This is a genomic window from Chitinophaga sp. G7 BAM 1005, from assembly GCF_057126945.1.
Window position 1 is genome coordinate 2772929 of sequence record NZ_CP181478.1, and the last position, 17821, is coordinate 2790749.

General features: G+C 47.1%; 12 protein-coding genes. 9 read left to right on the forward strand and 3 right to left on the reverse strand.

Features of this window, described 5'->3' with window-relative positions:
* Positions 1 to 7 precede the first annotated feature (7 nt).
* The 8 genes from ACMXI2_RS10950 to ACMXI2_RS10985 all read left to right on the forward strand — a co-directional run bounded on the left by ACMXI2_RS10950 (position 8) and on the right by ACMXI2_RS10985 (position 13113).
* The gene (locus tag ACMXI2_RS10950; RefSeq protein ID WP_483781632.1) at positions 8 to 1246 is read left to right on the forward strand and encodes a FecR family protein; all 1239 of its coding nucleotides are present in this window, start codon (positions 8 to 10) and stop codon (positions 1244 to 1246) included.
* Positions 1247 to 1611: 365 nt separating this feature from the next.
* Positions 1612 to 4959, forward strand: coding sequence for a SusC/RagA family TonB-linked outer membrane protein (locus ACMXI2_RS10955; RefSeq protein WP_483781633.1), 3348 nt, complete (start codon positions 1612 to 1614; stop codon positions 4957 to 4959).
* 12 nt (positions 4960 to 4971) lie between these two features.
* Positions 4972 to 6480 (forward strand): RagB/SusD family nutrient uptake outer membrane protein, encoded by a 1509-nt coding sequence (locus ACMXI2_RS10960; RefSeq protein WP_483781634.1) that lies wholly within the window; start codon positions 4972 to 4974, stop codon positions 6478 to 6480.
* Between the two features lie 8 nt (positions 6481 to 6488).
* Positions 6489 to 7313, forward strand: a complete 825-nt coding sequence (locus tag ACMXI2_RS10965; protein WP_483781635.1) for a DUF4843 domain-containing protein — start codon at positions 6489 to 6491, stop codon at positions 7311 to 7313.
* A gap of 22 nt (positions 7314 to 7335) precedes the next feature.
* Positions 7336 to 8808 carry a PKD-like family lipoprotein gene (locus ACMXI2_RS10970; RefSeq protein WP_483781636.1) on the forward strand — a complete coding sequence of 491 codons (1473 nt, stop codon included), beginning with the start codon at positions 7336 to 7338 and terminating at the stop codon, positions 8806 to 8808.
* A gap of 86 nt (positions 8809 to 8894) precedes the next feature.
* A complete protein-coding gene (locus ACMXI2_RS10975) occupies positions 8895 to 9764 on the forward strand; it encodes a peroxiredoxin family protein (RefSeq protein ID WP_483781637.1) in 870 nt (289 codons plus the stop codon).
* A gap of 2 nt (positions 9765 to 9766) precedes the next feature.
* Entirely contained in the window at positions 9767 to 12265 is a 2499-nt protein-coding gene (locus ACMXI2_RS10980) for a zinc-dependent metalloprotease (RefSeq protein ID WP_483781638.1), read from the forward strand.
* Between the two features lie 149 nt (positions 12266 to 12414).
* Positions 12415 to 13113 carry a hypothetical protein gene (locus tag ACMXI2_RS10985; protein ID WP_483781639.1) on the forward strand — a complete coding sequence of 233 codons (699 nt, stop codon included), beginning with the start codon at positions 12415 to 12417 and terminating at the stop codon, positions 13111 to 13113.
* Between the two features lie 5 nt (positions 13114 to 13118).
* Here the strand turns inward: ACMXI2_RS10985 and ACMXI2_RS10990 are convergent, their stop codons facing one another.
* Genes ACMXI2_RS10990 through ACMXI2_RS11000 form a run of 3 tightly spaced genes read right to left on the reverse strand, consistent with a single transcriptional unit; the run spans position 13119 to position 16091 of the window.
* Complete coding sequence (locus tag ACMXI2_RS10990) at positions 13119 to 13835, reverse strand: LytR/AlgR family response regulator transcription factor (RefSeq protein ID WP_483781640.1); 717 nt, start codon at positions 13833 to 13835, stop codon at positions 13119 to 13121.
* Entirely contained in the window at positions 13835 to 14860 is a 1026-nt protein-coding gene (locus ACMXI2_RS10995) for a sensor histidine kinase (protein ID WP_483781641.1), read from the reverse strand. The genes ACMXI2_RS10990 and ACMXI2_RS10995 overlap by 1 nt, the downstream gene beginning before the upstream one ends.
* 13 nt (positions 14861 to 14873) lie before the next feature.
* Positions 14874 to 16091: an acyltransferase family protein gene (locus ACMXI2_RS11000; RefSeq protein ID WP_483781642.1), complete on the reverse strand. Its 1218-nt coding sequence runs from the start codon at positions 16089 to 16091 to the stop codon at positions 14874 to 14876.
* A gap of 167 nt (positions 16092 to 16258) precedes the next feature.
* Between ACMXI2_RS11000 and ACMXI2_RS11005 the strand changes: the two genes are divergently transcribed.
* A complete protein-coding gene (locus ACMXI2_RS11005) occupies positions 16259 to 17746 on the forward strand; it encodes an alpha-L-fucosidase (RefSeq protein ID WP_483781643.1) in 1488 nt (495 codons plus the stop codon).
* Positions 17747 to 17821: the final 75 nt, after the last annotated feature.

The following is a 17821-nucleotide window of genomic DNA, read 5'->3' on the forward strand; positions in this document are numbered from 1 at the left end:
AACCTGCATGGCTGAGGAGGATTTTACCAATATCAACACTGCCTTACCGGACCGGATTGCGCCCCTGCTGCAAAAGCAGCTGGCCGGCGAATTGCTTTCTGAAGAGGAGCTGCAACTGCTGGAAGAGTGGATGGACCGGGCAGCAGAGAACATGGCGCTCTTTGAGCGTTTACAGCATCCAGCGGCTGTTCAGGAGATGTTTAAAGCATGGCATGGGATTGAGAAAAACCGGGAGATGAACAAACAGCGGGGGATGAGCCGGGTGAATGACCTGGTGAATCATGCCGGCGTTGCACCGCGGATTCATTTTTTGCAGCGTAAAATTTTCCGTTACGCAGCGGCGGCCATTGTCATTTTGCTGGGTGTTGGCGCTTATTTCCTGGTTATTCATAAAAGCGGGGATCAGCAGCTGGCGGATAACCGCCTGCCGGCAGATATCATTGCACCGGGCCGTAATGGCGCTGTGTTAACATTGGCAGATGGTTCTAAAGTGGTGCTGGACAGTATGGGAAATGGTGTAGTAGCCAACCAGAGCGGAGTGCCTGTTTTCCTGCAAAACGGCCAGCTGGCGTATGGTTCCAGCGGAAGTTCTGCATCAACGATTGCATATAATACAGTGAGCACGCCTAAAGGCAGGCAGTTTCAACTGGTATTGCCGGATGGCAGCAAAGTATGGCTGAATGCCGCCAGTGCTATAAAATATCCAACGGTATTTACCGGGAAGGAACGCCGGGTAAAACTGGAGGGAGAAGCCTACTTCGAGATTGCAAAAAATGCAGAGATGCCTTTTAAGGTAACTGCGGGAGATGCGACCGAAGTAGAAGTGCTGGGCACCAGCTTTAATATCAGTTCTTATAAAAATGAAATTGCTATCAGCACTACACTACTTGAAGGAGTAGTAAGACTAAACGCCTACCAGCAAACGCAAACGCTTAAACCCGGTCAGCAGGCGGAAGTGGTGCCGTCCAAAGCACAGCTGAAAGCGCCGGTGAAGGCGGATATCGACAAGGTAATGGCGTGGAAGAACGGCCTGTTCAACTTTGATGACGCCACTTTACAGGAAGTAATGCGACAGCTGGAACGCTGGTATGATATAGAAGTAACTTACGCGAAAGATATACCTGCCATCCGTTTTGGAGGGGAGATCAATAAACAGAACACATTGCAGGACGTATTGCAGATCCTCGAACAATCCAATGTGCATTTCCGGCTGGAACAAGGCCGCAAACTGGTTGTGATACCATGATCCGGCACTCGTTGCCCGATTAAAAGCTAATACTAACTATACCATAATTAAAATCAAACCGAGTTACATGAGGACATGACAGATGACCGTGGATAGCCCATAAAGAAGCCGAAGGCGCTTGCAACACCTTCGGCGGAATGGCCGGGCCGATCCCGATAAACAATTTTCTTTCGAGGAACACCGCTTATTTTATCAACCCAAACCAAACGTAAGTTATGGATTTTACAGCTTATCCCAAGCCGTATGTGAGTGCTGTGCCTTTTAAGCAGCTCCCGGCAGATGGGGCATCAACCAAATCGCTGTGCACGATGGTCCGGCGCAAAGTACGAAGCCATCGTATCAATACAGCATCAATTGTTCTTGCAATGAAATTGACAATTGTATTATTAACCACGGCACTTATTCAAGTTCACGCGGCTGTGACCGCGCAAACAGTAACACTGTCCGGCAGGAACATTCCAGTAAAAAAAATCTTCCAGCTCATCAAAGAGCAAACCGGCTATGTTACTTTTTACAACCAGGAAATGCTGGCCGATGCCAAGCCTGTTTCCCTGGAAGTAAGCAGCATGCCGCTGAATGAAGTATTGAACGTGGTGGTAAAAGACCAGCCATTTAAACTGGAGATCAAGGAACGTACGAAAACCATTGTGCTTTCTCTCAAACCTGTGACTAACATTAATGCAACTTTTGCAGCGGCAAAAGTACTGCAACTTATTTCCGGGCGGGTTACCGACAGTACCAATGGCGTTCCGATGCCCGGAGCTTCTGTGAGGGTACAGGGAAAACAGAAAAACGTATCTACCGATGTGCAGGGACGTTTCCAGATAGAAGCGGATGCCGGCGATGTGCTGGTGGTGAGCTATATAGGCTACAGGTCGGTGTTTTATACGATTAAAGGAGATGGTAAAGCGATTAATATTTCACTGGCGCCGGCCATTTCAACTATCAGTAATGTGGTGGTGACAGGCATCTTTAATAAAGCCAAAGAGAGTTATACCGGTGCTGCCAGGGTGATTACGGCAAAAGAACTGCAAAGTTTCCAGGGGCGTAATATTTTCGTGACCATCGGTAATATTGATCCATCTTTCTACATTGTTCCGGATAACAGTTTTGGTTCTGATCCTAACCATTTACCGGATATACAGCTGCGCGGTACCCGGAACCTTCCCAATATAGACCAGTTGCAGGACAATACGTCGGCGGCTATTAATACACCGCTTATCATCCTGGATGGGTTTCCGACTACCTTGCAGCGCATGATGGATCTCAACAATAACGAGATTGCGTCTGTGACGTTGCTGAAAGATGGCTCCGCCACTGCATTATATGGATCGCGGGGCGCCAACGGCGTAATTGTGATCACTACAAAGGAGCCGGCGGGCGGCAAGTTGCGGCTTACCTACCGGGGCGGGATGAACCTGAGCATGCCGGATCTCAGCAGCTATCACCTGCTGAACGCCAGGGATAAACTGGAGCTGGAACGTTTATCCGGCTACTATCAGAGCACTACCAAAGATGCCGCTGCCAACATCGGAATGCAGCAATACTACAACCAGGTAAAAGAGCTTGTGGAGAGCGGCGTGAATACCGACTGGATCGCAAAGCCTTTGCGTACGCAGGCCGACCAGAACCATTCGTTGCGGCTGGAAGGCGGCGATGCCGCTTTCAGGTATGCGCTGGAAGGACAGATCAATAAAATAAACGGGGTAATGAAAGGTTCCGGCCGCGAAACGATTAATGGTAATGTGGATTTGTCGTACCGCCTGGGCAAACTCAATTTCCGCAATAACCTGATGATTGGGAATATGAAAGGGAATGAGTCGCCCTGGGGATCTTTCGGAGACTATGTAAAACTGAATCCTTACTGGAGTCCGTATGACGCACAGGGGCATATTGTACAATATTTTTCGCCCTTTAACTGGGACTACTGGACGCAGGGCACACATGGCGTCAAGCCATATCCCAACCCGATGTATGACGCTACGCTGAATACTTTCAGCAAAAGTGGATATACCTCTATTACCAATAATTTCCAGGTAGAGTGGGCGCCTGTGAAGCATTTATCGCTGCGCGGCGGCGCGGGTATTACCACCAATTCCAGCACTGCCGACGATTTTAAACCGGCTGATCATTCCGCCTTTGCGGGGTACAGCGATGCTGATATTAACCGGAAAGGAAGCTATGCGTATACCAGCGGGAAGACCTTCAACTTTACAGGTAACCTGACGGCTAACTATTTCAATGTTTTTGGCGGTGTACATGCACTTACAGCAGGTATATCTGCAGATGCAACGGAAGACCGGGCAACCAGTTATACTTTTAAGGCAGAAGGTTTCCCGGATGCGAGTATCGATTTTATAGGCATGGCGCTCCAGTATGAGCAGAACAGCACACCGGAAGGTACAGAGGCCACTTCGCGCAGGATAGGCGTGGTATCTAACGTGAACTATGCATATGACGACCGTTATTTTGTTGACCTGGCCTATCGTCTGGATGGCGCTTCACAGTTTGGAACAGACAAACGTTTTGCGCCGTTCTGGTCTACCGGTGTGGGTTGGAACCTGCACTACGAATCTTTCTTCAAAGACCATCTTCCTTTTGTAGACCGCCTGAAACTGAAGGCTGCCTATGGGGTAACCGGTAACCAGCAGTTTTATGCGTACCAGCCTTTGGCAACTTACAGTTATATTACCAACGACCATTATAAAAACTGGGTGGGAGCTTCGCAAACAGCGTTGGGCAATCCTAACCTGCAATGGCAGAAAACCGGTAAGTACAATGTGGGCATGGAATCAGAATTATTCCACAGCCGGCTGATCGTTCAGGCGGATGTATATAAAGAGAATACTTCCAATCTCTTATCTTCCCTTGATTTACCTTACTCCAATGGCTTTACCAGTTATGTAGAGAATATCGGTAAGCTGGAACAAACCGGTTGGGAGCTGATGGCCAGTGTGATGATCCTGCGCAATGAAGCAAAGCGGATCAACTGGTCTGTTACCGGTAATATTGCATATAACGCCGACAAGATTGTGCAGTTGTCGCAGGCCATGAAGGCCGCTAATGATAAGCTGGCCACACTTACAGATGGTAACACTCCCAATAAAATCATACGGGAAGGCGCCTCGCAGAATACAATTTATGCAGTACGGTCGCTGGGTATTGATCCCAGCACCGGTAAGGAACTTTTCCTGAACCGCAATGGCGAAGTAACCTATACCTGGAATGCAGCCGACAGGGTAGCGGTAGGCTTGAGTCAGCCGAAGTACCGGGGTAACTTCAGTACGTTGTTCCGTTATGGCGGTATGGCATTAAATGCTTCTTTCGGTTTCCGTTTTGGCGGCCAGTTGTATAACCAGACGCTGATTGATAAGATAGAGAATGCCGACCGGTTTTTTAATGTAGATGAGCGGGTGTATACCGACCGTTGGAAACAACCGGGAGATAAAACCTTTTTCAGGGGGCTTAATGAAACGTCGAGAATATATCCATCGTCCCGCTTTGTGCAGAACGAATCCACCTTTACCTGTCAGAATGTGAACCTATCCTACAATGTTACCGGCAGGTTATGGCTGGAGAGTATGGGTATGAAAGCGCTGACGGTGACGGCCAATACCGGGGAGCTTTTTTATATCTCCACAGTACGCCAGGAACGGGGTCTTGATTATCCATTCACCCGGCAGGTATCTATGAGTGTGTTTGCCACCTTTTAATCTGAAATCAACATGAAGAAGATAACTATCACTGCTATATTACTGAGTGCTTTATGCTTCACCGGATGCAAGAAATGGCTGGATGTAAAGCCGGAGGCACAAACAACCAAAGATGAGTTGTTCAGTACCCAGAAAGGTTTCCGCAATGCGCTTACAGGGGCTTATATTCATCTGAAAAGCGGCAATACCTACGGCGGCTCGCTAATGTGGGGAAATATTGAATATATGGCCCGTAACTGGGATGTGGTGAACACCAACAATACTGCGCTTGCCAGCCTGGCGAATGCCAATTACACCGATGCTACCGCAAGAAGCTGGCTGGATAATACCTATGCGGATCAATATAAAGTTGTGGCAGATGTGAACAGTATTTTGGAAAAGATAGATGCACAGAAAGCCATCTTTACAGATAATAATTACGCGCTGATCAAAGGCGAAGCATTGACTTTACGGGCTTTTTGCCACTTCGATATACTACGGATGTTTGGTCCAATGCCCGATAATCCTGGTGCTGCTATCCAGTTGCCCTATGTTACGGAGGTATCTCACGAAATTGTTCAGCCTGTTGGTTATGCGGAGTTTTCACAGGCCGTGTTAGCAGATCTGGATGAAGCAGAAAAATTACTGAAAGATGTGGACCCTTTCACGCAATATTCTATCGGGGAGCTGAATCCTTTACCTAACACGATTACACCGCCGGTAGTAGCAGACGATTACTACATGTACCGGCAGATCCGTATGAACTATTATGCGGTATTGGCGCTGAAAGCCAGGGTGTACCTGTGGCTGGCGCCGTTGAGTGATGCGAACCGCGGCAACGCGGCAAAGTACGCCCAGATGGTGATAGATGCCAAAGACCATTCCGGCGTGCCTACTTTCAGACTGGGGAAAGAGAGTGATCGTGTAAGCGGGGACTATACCATGTCGCCCGAGCATATTCTGGCGCTGAGTGTATATAACCTTGAGGCGATTGCCAATGGTACATTCGGCGAAACCGGTGGCCTGGTGCGTAACGACTTTAACGTGCAGGATGGATTTTATTACCTGAACAACCTGTTCCCTGTTGCAGAAAGAACGTCGGATGTAAGGTGGAAAGAGATGTGGGTGTACAAAACCTCCTCTGGCAACACCAGTTATGTAATGTATAGAAAATTTTTGCAGCGGGCCAGTTCTCCTGTACTCCAGGCGCCTTTGATCCGCCTGAGTGAAATGTATCTCATAGAAACGGAGTGTGCGCCAACGAAAGAAGCGGCAGAAGGTTATTACCGTACTTATTGCGAGCAGAAAGGGATACCGTTTGTAAACGGTTTTAATGCTTCCGGCTGGGAGAATGACCGGAGAAATAAACTGATCCGGGAATATGTGCGTGAGTTTTACGCCGAGGGGCAAACTTTCTTTGCCTATAAACGCTTTAATGTAACCACCCTGCCGGCCAGCTGGACTGCCGCTTTTTATAACGGTACAACCGACAGATATGTAGTGCCTAAACCGGATCGTGAAATTAATTACCATAATAACTAATTACAGCGATGAAAAAACTGATATGCTATATAGCTGTTTTACTGATAATAGCCTCCGGCTGTAAGAAAGCAGCATACCTGATATATAATGATATTGCCCGGATACAGTTAAGCGACACCGCTGCGCTGAACAGTACTTTTGTGTACGACGATCCGGCGATTATAAGAGATACCGTAGAAATAGAGGTGAATACAATTGGTGGTATCACGAAGTATGACCGGCCGGTGAAACTGGTGCAGGTAGTGGAATACGACTATTCCTATGTACGTGATCCTGTAACGAACCAGGTCACTGATACCATTATGAAAGCGCGGCCATTTACTGCAGTTCCCGGTGTGCATTATGTAGCGCTGAATGAACCATCGCTGCAATCACTGATGGTGGTAAAAGCGAATGAGGTAAAAGCGAACATCCCGGTAGTGCTGCTGCGTGACACGAGTCTGAAAAGTAATACTTACCGCCTGCGCGTGCAGCTGGTTGCCAGCGACCAGTTTGGCCTGGGCGAGCAAAGCGCAAGGGAAAGGACCATCGTGTTTTCTGATCACCTGGAGCGTTTTTACTCCTGGCGGGTAGACAATACCACGGCGTTAGCCTATCTTACTTTTGGACGATATAGCACCGGGAAGCACCAGTTTATGATTGATGTGCTGAAAGTAAATGTAGATGAGGCCTGGTACCAGGCAGCGCTTTTGGCCGGCGCATTAACGCAGTACCGGACTGTTTTAAAGGGGGCATTAGCGGCGTTTAATAATGACCCGGTTAATATTGCCAGCGGGAAGGCTCCTTTGCGTGAAACAGATGCACCTTCCAGTGCGGCGGTTACATTCCCTTGATTCACTATCAATCATTACAAAAATGAAACAGTTATATATTATTGCAGCGGGCTTTTTTTTCCTGATAGTTTCCGGCTGTAAAAAAGACAATAGTACTTATGCTGATCATCCGCAGCCACCGGTAACGGTGAGCGGGTTGGCTGCCAGTTATTCGGTATTCAGTCACCGCGATACGTTGCGTATCAACCCGGTAGTAGCGGATGAAAGCCGTTTCGAATTTTACTGGACGGCATATAGCACCACTTTTGTACAGAACACCGGACAAGTGCCTAAGCCGGATACGCTGGGCAGAGCAAAGAACCTGGACTATGAAGTGCTGCTGAATCCCGGGCAGTATATCCTGGTGTTTAATGTGAAAGACAAAACGAACGGTGTAATAAAGCTCATTAATGTGAACATGACGGTAGCCACGCTTAACATGAATGGCTGGTACCTGCTGAAAGACAACGGGACTACAACAGATTTTGATTTTATTCACAAGGATGGCCGTATCGACAACTGGATCGCGTTTTATAATAACGGGAGAAGTTTGGATGGGAAAGCGGTGAAAGCCGTGTATACGCCATCGTTTAAGATGACGCTTACTTCTACGAGTCTTTTTGATGCATTTACGGTGCTTTCTGAAAAGGATGCGGGCATATACCGGATCGATAACGGTGTGATGGCAATGAACTTTGATAACATGTTCTTTTCCAAACCTGCTACCCGTAAACTCCAGAATGTATTTCAGTCGATGAACACGGCGAATCTCGGTTTGATCAATGACAATAAGGCGTATTCGCTGACGAAGGGCGCGTTATTTACCGATTTGCCGCAAACCTACAAGGTATCCCCGGTAGCGGCGGTAGGGGCGATGGACATTGGTTTTGATGAGATATCCAAATCGGTGATCCTTTTTAACGGCGCCAGCTTTGCCATGCTGGGAGCGAACGGGGATAGCCTGAAGCGCCTCAACGCCGACCTGGTGTGGATGAATGGTTACGCCGGCCGGCGGAGTGCGGCCCTGGCACTTTTCCGTATGCCCACCGGAGAAGGGGTGCTTGTTAAGCTGAATGTGCAATATGGTTACCTCGCCGGATTTTCATCGCCGTTGCTATTGGTGAAAGATACCTTGCCCAAAACACATAGCCTGATGACAGCCGGTGTGATTGGTGGTAATTATGACGCCGATTATATTTACTATGGGGTGAACAACAAGATCTATCTCACCGATATTAATACATTACAGGAAGCATTACAGGTAACGCTTCCCGATGGGGAAACGGTTACCTGTATCCAGCATATTAAATACCCGCAACCCAACAGTACAACTATACCCACGACTACTGATTATCTGGCGATTGCTTCGTATGCCAGTGGCCGTTATAAAGTGTGGCTGCATACCATCAGTTCTACCGGAACGATCCAGGCATTGCCGAAGCCGAATTTTGAAGGCGACGGGCGGGTGGCTAATATCACCTATGTAGAGCAGGGCGCGGGAAGCAGGGTTTTCTAACATTATAAAGACAAGAGATCACATTATTGCCACTGGTAACAGACTGGCATGGTGGTCTCATGTCTTTCCAAAAAATAAATAATAAGATGAAAAGCTCATTACGATTAGCAATGGCCTGTTGTTTTTATACCGGCAGCCTGTTGGCGCAAACCGGTAACATTGACACGCCAATACTTTCCCGGCAGAAAACGGAACTGAAACAGGCGCTGGCCGCCGCCGATAAAAAGCTGGAAGACCGCCAGCAAGCCTGGCTGACAGCACAGCAGGCAAAGGCGAAATATGATACCATAGGGCTGGGTATGTACCGCGATGAAATGCGTGTGCTTAAAGCTGAAAGGAAAAGCCAGGAGTTGGTGTTTATACAGCAGCACCCGGATTATTTTGCAAGTGTTGATGCACTGAAAGACGCCATTGGACCCATTCCTGACGATATCACCATATATAACCGGTTGTTTAAAACATTGAAGAAACCGGTGCAGAAAAGCGAAGCCGGTGTTGCCACCCGTAAGCTGATAGACCGTTACATGACGGTAAGAGTGGGAGCGAAGGCGCCTTTGTTTTCCGCTCCCGATACGTTGGGTAACGCTGTACAACTACAGGAATACCGGGGAAAATATGTGTTGCTTGATTTCTGGGCCAGCTGGTGCGGCCCGTGCCGGGAAGAGAATCCGGTTGTGGTGGCTGCTTATCATCGGTTTAAAGACAAAAATTTTGATATCCTCTCTGTTTCTCTTGACCAGCCGGGGAAGAAAGCCGAATGGCTGAAAGCCATTCAAAAGGACGGTTTAACCTGGAAACATGTGTCGGATCTTCAATACTGGAACAATGAAGTGGCGAAGTTGTACATGATCCGTTCCATTCCGCAAAATTTCCTGATTGATCCGCAGGGAAGGATCATAGCCAAAGATCTCCGCGGCGAACATCTTACTAAAAAACTCGAAGAAATATTTAATTAACCATGCTTAGATTTAACATTGCTTTATTTGTGTTGCTTGGCGGTGCGGCCGGCGCTCATGCGCAAAAGGCTGTTCCTGCCGATTCCGCTGTTAAAAAAACGGATTCCCTCCCCGCCGCCGTGAAGCCGTATGCGCAGGTGATTACTGCAAAAGCGAAAACGTACGCCGGTATGTTCAAAGTTCATCAGCTGAGCGGGCGGTATTACTTTGAAATCCCGGACTCGATGTACAACCGGGCCATACTGGTAGTGAACCGTATTGCCCGTGCGGCGGCTGGGCCACGGCCGCAGATGACAGGTTACGCCGGCGATGAAATCGCCGAAAATGTAATCCACTTTGAAAAAGGGCCGGATGACCGTGTGCTGATGAAAGTGATGCGGTTTAGTGAACGTTCTGCAGATTCCACTGACAATGGATTATACCGGTCGGTGATTAACTCCAACCTGGAGCCCATTGCGGCTGTATTTCCGGTGAAGGCTTACAACAAAGATGTAAAAAGTACGGTGATTGATATTACCGATTACCTGAACACCGACAATGAGATATTTTACTTTAATCCGCAGGTAAAGAGTGTGCTGAAGATGGGCGCTGTGCAGGCGGATAAGTCGTATATATTAGCCATTAAAACTTTCCCGCAGAATATTGAAATCCGTACACTGCGAAGTTATCTGCCGGCAGCGGCGCAGGGGCCGGCGTCTACTATTCCGGATACTTATGAGCTGAACAGTTCTATGGTGCTTTTGCCTGAAGTACCTATGCAGCCCAGGTATGCCGATGCACGGGTAGGATATTTTGCCAGGGGATTTGTAGATTTTGATGCTGATCCGCAGGGCGTAAAGGAGCAATACCTGGTTACGAGGTGGAGGCTTGAACCCAAAGATGAAGATGTAGAAAAATATAAGCGCGGCGAACTGGTGGAGCCAAAGAAGCCCATCATCTATTACATTGATCCCGCCACACCAAAGAAGTGGGTGCCTTACCTGATTGCCGGCGTTAACGACTGGCAAAAGGCATTTGAGCAGGCGGGTTTTAAGAATGCGATCAAAGCGATGCCCGCTCCTGGAAATGATTCCACCTGGAGTATAGATGATGCGCGGCATAACGTGATTGTGTATAAGCCGTCGCAGGTGGCGAATGCCAGCGGTCCGCATGTACACGATCCACGCAGCGGCGAGATCATAGAAACCCATATTAACTGGTATCACAACATCATGCAGCTGGTACATAACTGGTACATGATACAGGCCGGCGCCATTGATCCTGCTGCCCGCAACATGAAATTTGATGATGAACTGATGGGACAGCTCATTCGTTTTGTTTCTTCGCATGAAGTAGGGCACACGTTAGGACTTAGTCATAATTTTGGTTCCAGCTCTACGGTGCCTGTTGAAAAATTAAGGGACAAGGCATACGTGGAAGCTCATGGCCATACGCCCTCTATCATGGATTATGCGCGTTTTAACTACGTAGCGCAGCCGGAAGATCATATTACAGAGAAAGGAATTTTTCCGAGAATAGGAGAGTACGATACCTGGGCCATTGAATGGGGATACCGGTGGTATCCGCAATTCAAATCGGCAAAGGAAGAAACACCTTTCCTGAATAAACTGATTGTTGACAGTCTTGCCAAAAACAAACGCCTCTACTTCGGTAATGAAAACAGCTTCTCCGATCCCCGCAACCAGAGCGAGGACTTGGGAGACGACGCCGTACTGGCTGGTAAATACGGGATGAAGAACCTGCAACGTATCCTGCCACATCTGCGGGAGTGGACGAAAGAGCCCAATGAAGGTTACAACAACCTGAAAACAATGTACGAGGAGCTAATCAAACAGTATAAATTGTATACCGTTCAGGTGTTAAAAAGCATCGGCGGCGAATATCGTACGCCGAAGAGCGTGGAGCAGCCTGGTGTTCAGATAGTGCCGGTAGAATACCAGCGGCAGAAAGACGCCATGAAATTCCTGAACGATTATTTGTTCACCACGCCCACCTGGCTCATTAATGATACACTCACTGCATTGACCGGCACCGAGCCTTTTGTACATATCGTTATAGCGCAGTCCAATGTACTGATGCGGTTACAGGGTTCCGGCACGCTGATGACGCTTATCAAAACGGCGGAGTTGAACAAGGGAATTAAGACTTATAAGGCAGAGGAGTTTTTAGAAGATCTGAAACACAGTATCTGGACAGAGCTGTATACCAATAAGCCGATAGATATTTATCGCCGCAACCAGCAGAAGGTATATGTAGAGAATTCATTTAAGGCGTTTAAAGCGGTGAATGAAATAGTGGGGAGGAATAATGGTAACGGCGCCATTTATTATATCAATCCTGATCCGACCGGTAACGATGTGTCGAGTATGATGCGGGCGCATTTAACGGTGTTGCGTAATGATATTCATAAGGCGATAGGGTTGCAAACGGGGATATCGAAGTATCACTTGCAGGATATGGAGGTGCGGATTGATAATGTGTTGAAAGGGAAGGATAAGTAGGAGATTGAAAGGGGGGCGGGAGGCCCCCTTTTTCGTTCTCAATCAATCTTCCTGGGCAGTTGCAAGAGATTACTGCTTTATAATATTATCGTGAAATATTCTCTGTTGCCCTTCGTATATTGCGGTGGTAAATAAGTGAATTACAGGATATGCAGGCTCCTTACTTAATAGGACAGATAAAACCATTGACCACGGCTGAATTTCAGCAAATAGCCGGTACGGTGACATTTCCTTTGCCGGTGAGCTACCGGGATTTTCTTTATACTTACGGACTGGGAGTGATCAATGAATTACTGATGATTCACCAACCCGATGAGGCGTATATCCGGTCTAATTTCGGGGAGTACATGGATTTGTGGGAGCTGCCGGAAAGTGAAGAACCGGTGGTGTTGAACGGGTTAACGATTGCCACTACTATCGACGGGGATATCATTGCGGCCATTGACAATACCCGGTATCCTTTTATTATCCTGCCGCGGCATTCCGATAAGATCTTACGGTTCGGGACTTTTGAAGAGGTTATTGATTATTACGATCACACGTATCATTTTTCAGGAGAATTGTATTTCGACAGTTACTATAACTACGAGCAGGAGAACATTACTTTCGTTAGCGGACCGGCTATCGATAAAGCGTTGTTTGAAAAAGTATACCGGGATTTTCTTGCAAACATACCCACCGATAAAGTTTATAATGAAGATAAACAGCCAAAGTATATTATCCAGGAGATGGGCGGCTGGGTGTACTTTGATAACATCTATAAAAGTTCGGTGAGGATTAAGTACCAGTCGCAATACCGGCCTGTGGCCGATAAGATTATTCAGGTCATCAGGGACCGGATGGCGTAGTGTTATTACTTATTCTTCAGCAACCGGTTATTGACTATCTTCTCCAGTAATTCTTCTTTCTGATATTTACTGATGGGTACTTCATGACTCCCCATGTGCAGCACGTTGCCTTCGATAGCACTGATGTGATTGATGTTGATGAGATAGGATTTATGTGGTTGCAGGAACTGCCGGGCAGGCAGGCTTTCCTGTACGGATTTCAGGGTGGCATGTGTTATTATTTTTTTATCTGCCGTATAGATAGCCACATAATTGCCCAATGCTTCTGCAAATAGAATATCGTTGAATATTACTTTCTCCAGTTTATTATCTGTTTTAATAAAGAAGTAAGGCTGTTCTTTGCTGGCGTGTTGGGAGGAGAAATAATCAAACGCTTTGTTGGCGGCTTTGAGGAAGCGGTCGAATGAAATCGGTTTTACGAGATAATCCAGTACATCCAGCTCGAAGCCTTGTATGGCATATTGCTCGTATGCGGTGGTAAAGATCACCTTTGGCGGATTGGGATAGCTTTTCAGGAATTCTATGCCGGTAATATAAGGCATCTCAATATCCAGGAACAATAGATCAACAGGCTGTTGTTTTAGCAGGGTATTGAGCTGTATGGCATCTTCACAAACAGCCATTACATGCAGGAATGGCGTTTTTTCAGCATAGCGTTGTAATCCTTCTCCCGCGAGCGGTTCATCGTCGGTGATAATGCAGCGTATCGTTAATTGATCCATTATTGGGTAGTGAGTTTTAATTCAGCCAAAAAACTATCTTCTTTAATCTGTGCGGTAAACGTGTGTTTACCGGGATATAACAGTTCCAGCCGTCTTTTCAGGTTATCCAATCCGATCCCTCCTTTTTCCTCGAAACTGATTTTATCGGGTATTGAATTCTCTACACAAAAAGATATTTCATGGTCCTTTTTTTTCAGATGGATATCGATATAAAAGTTTCCTCCTACGTATTTAAAGGCATTTTCCACCAGCGGCAAAAACAGCAGTGGATATACCTGTTCATGGTGCAGTGCTTCATCAAAAAACACGTTGAGCTGCAGCCTGCGCGACGACCTGATTTTTTGCAGGGCAATAAAGTTCTGCAGGTATTGTATTTCATTCAAAACGCTTACCGTTTGTTGCTGGTCGTACAGCTGGTAACGGAGCAGGTCGGAAAAACGTTCCACTGTTTTTTTGGCTGCTTCCACATCCATATCCATCTGGAAATATATGGTGTTTAGCGCATTAAACAAAAAATGGGGATGGTATTGCGCCCGGAGGAATTTGAGTTCTGTTTGCAACTGGTCGTTGGTGATTTTCTCCAGCTGCAAACGATTATTGATATATGCCTGTAAAAAGGAGTTGCTTCTGCGTACCCCATAGTAGATGAGGCAATATAACAAAGGGATCACATTGATATCGATGAGGTCGAACGATTGCAGGCCGTTGTCAGTGAAGGCGGCCATCGGTGTAAAAATGACGTTTTGTATGAGCTGATTGATGATGAATACATATAACAGTTCCTTCAGGATGATTTTATAGGAGAAGCCGGCCTGATTTTTTTTATCGAAATAGTGGAACAGGTGGTTGAAGATCCATACAAAAAGATAGCCCATCAGCATGCTGGATGTCATTTCAATAATGTTCAGCAGTAGTGGCCGGTACCAGAATTTCATCCCTGAAACGCTGTCTGTAAGCAGGCGGATGGTAAAGTATACCAGCAGGCCATACAACGGAGGGAAGAAATATTTCCAGAATATTTTCATGATAGCTGATTAATTATACTACTTCAGGTGGTGCCGGTATCAATTTGGTTCCTTTGGATCTGCGGTCTTTTTCTTTCCGTGCCGGTGGTTTCATACCAAACAGGAAACGCATGATGGCAAAGGGTCTGATAAACAAATGGAAGATGAATATACTGATTAAAAAAGTAACAAGAACAGTAAAAGTATATTTCAGCCCAACGTCATCCGGTACCTGCACAAGGTAATAAGTAAGTATCACAATAACGGTTTGATGCAGGATATAGAAAGGGTATACGGCCTGGTTGGCATATGCCAGTACGGGCAGCGGTTTATTGAGATATTTTTTTGCGTAGCCTACAATTGCCAATACCCACATCCAGGCGACGATGCCACCCAGGGCCAAAAATGCGTAGGTGAAGAGGTCATGTTTAACGTGGTTGCCAAAGGTCCAGGGTTCCAGTTTATTCCAGCGGATGTAGTTGATGATCATAAGGCCGGCGAAGCCGATGGCCAGTGAAAAGCGGCGGTTCCGCTCCAGGCTGTCCATGAACAGCGGATTGGCAATGCAGATAAATCCTGCCAGCACATAAAACAGCCAATAGAAGAAGTAGCCGTAGTCATGCACCAGGTCGCCGGTTTGCGGGAACCAGATGAGCAGGAAGGTATGTACCAATGTTCCGGGGATGATGAGTAAGTAGATATACCGTTTGCTGCCTACCCAGTTTAGTTTTTGAAGCAGTTTTTTCCCGTTGCCGGAGATCAGCCATACAAAAAGCGGCGCAAAAAGGATATCATACACCAGCAGGTAAGCGATAAACCAGAGGTGGTGCCAGCTCATATTGCCATGCGGATAAGCCCCGGTGGTAAACATACCGGCGTAGAAGTCGAAGAAGTTGCCTTTGAAGCCCTGGGTGAGGCGTTCCATGTATACCTGTGGAGGCACAATGATAAGGATACCCACCAGCAGCGGAATAAACAACCGCCGGAACCGGAGACCGATAAAGCTACCGCCGGAATTGCGTTGCAGCATAAAATGGCTTACGGTACCGGAAATAAAGAACAGCAGGGGCATACGGAACCGGTGGAGGAAGTCGTTCATTTCAAGCAGCACATTGCTGGTTTCTTTATTTTTTATATGCCATCCCCATTCAGACACATAGGGCATCGCGGAATGGAAGAACAGGACGCCCACGATGGCGATGATGCGGAGCCAGTCTAAATACGCTTGCCGGGAAGAAGATATTGGTTGCATAAATAATTGTTTACTGCAAACCTATCTGACCGGGCTTTTTTAAGAAAACATTTTTGACATGTGGACGTTTTCCGGTGTCGAAAAGTTCATTTATGTTAAAATACAATTCATTATTGACGGGAAAAGACCAGCAAGATTGCCTTTACCCGCTTATTTTTATTGCCGTTATGAAGAAAATATATCTATCTGTTTTATTTGTACTGGCATATCATTGTGGGATGGCCCGGCAGCAGCCGTCTACTAAACCCAACATGGCCCAGCAGGCCATGATAAAACGTGGCTATGGCATGTTTATCCATTTTGGTATCAACACCTTTGCGGATGTGGAATGGTCGGATGGCACTATCCCCGTTGAAAAGTATAACCCCACGCACCTGGATCCCGATCAGTGGGTGAAGACCGCCAGGGATGCAGGGTTCCGGTATGTGCTGCTGATCGCCAAGCACCACGACGGCTTTTGCCTGTGGGATAGTAAGTATACTACCTATGATGTAGCTGCATCGCCGGTGAAAACCGATATAGTGAAGGCGGTGTCTGACGCCTGCAAAAAATACGGGATACAGTTCGCCATATACTATTCACTGTGGGACCGTCATGAGCCGTCTTACAAGAACCAGGACAAGCAGCTGTACGTGAAGTATATGCTGAACCAGCTCACCGAACTGTTTACCAACTACGGCAACATCTGTGAATTATGGCTGGACGGCGGCTGGGACCGTAAGCCGGAAGAGTGGGGTATTGACCAGGTGTATAAACTGGTGAAGCAATTTAACCCAGCCTGTGCGGTAAGTGTGAACCACACGATTGTAAATGAAGAAGGGAAACGTAACTTTACTGTTCCCGCCGACATGACCGCCGACAATAAATATTTCTTTCAATACTTCCCTTCAGACTTCCGTTTATGGGACCCAAAGATCATTACCCGGTATGATAAGAAGCAGTACCTGCATGCAGGCAAGTCTTATTACCTGCCTTTTGAACATACCCTTTGTATCAGCGATCGCTGGAACTGGTTTGAAAAATCGGCACAGCTGCCGGTCCGTGACCTGGATGAACTAGAAGAACTCTTTTACTGGTGCACCGGCAATGACAACTGCCTCGTGATGAATGTACCACCCGACCAAACCGGCCGTATCAGGGAATACACGGCGCTGGCGGCAATCGGGATTGGGAAAAGACTTGGCTTGTCATTAACCAAACCACTGCCCAGGAATGGTACTTTTATTTCTGCCTTGAAACCGGTAAAGGCATCGAGTGTATATGCGGATACCGCGCATCGTTATGACGGGAGCTCCGTTAACGATGGAAGCCTGGAAAGCCGCTGGGCTGCTGCGGATACGCTGGCCAGCCTGGAGATTACGTTGAATCCTTCAGATGCGTTTAATAAGATCAGCATTTTTGAGTATAAGGATATAAAACAGCTGCCCGATGGTTTCTCGCAGGTAAGATTGCCACGTATCCAGGAGTATGCCGTGGATATTATGGCAAATGGATCCTGGCAAACGGTGTACCTGGGATCAGCGCCTATGGGGGATTGTAAAGTGATCCGGCTGCCGCGGAGTTACCGGGCGTTTGCATTGCGGTTTAGGGTAACGAAGGCGAGTGCGCCGCCATCGTTGTATGAGTTGTGTGTGATAAATAAAGTTTCATCATGAATACGCTTATTAATGATTTTTTGTGAAGATAGATATTCATGTTTGTTTGGAATATGAAAGAATTTGAGCGGATTA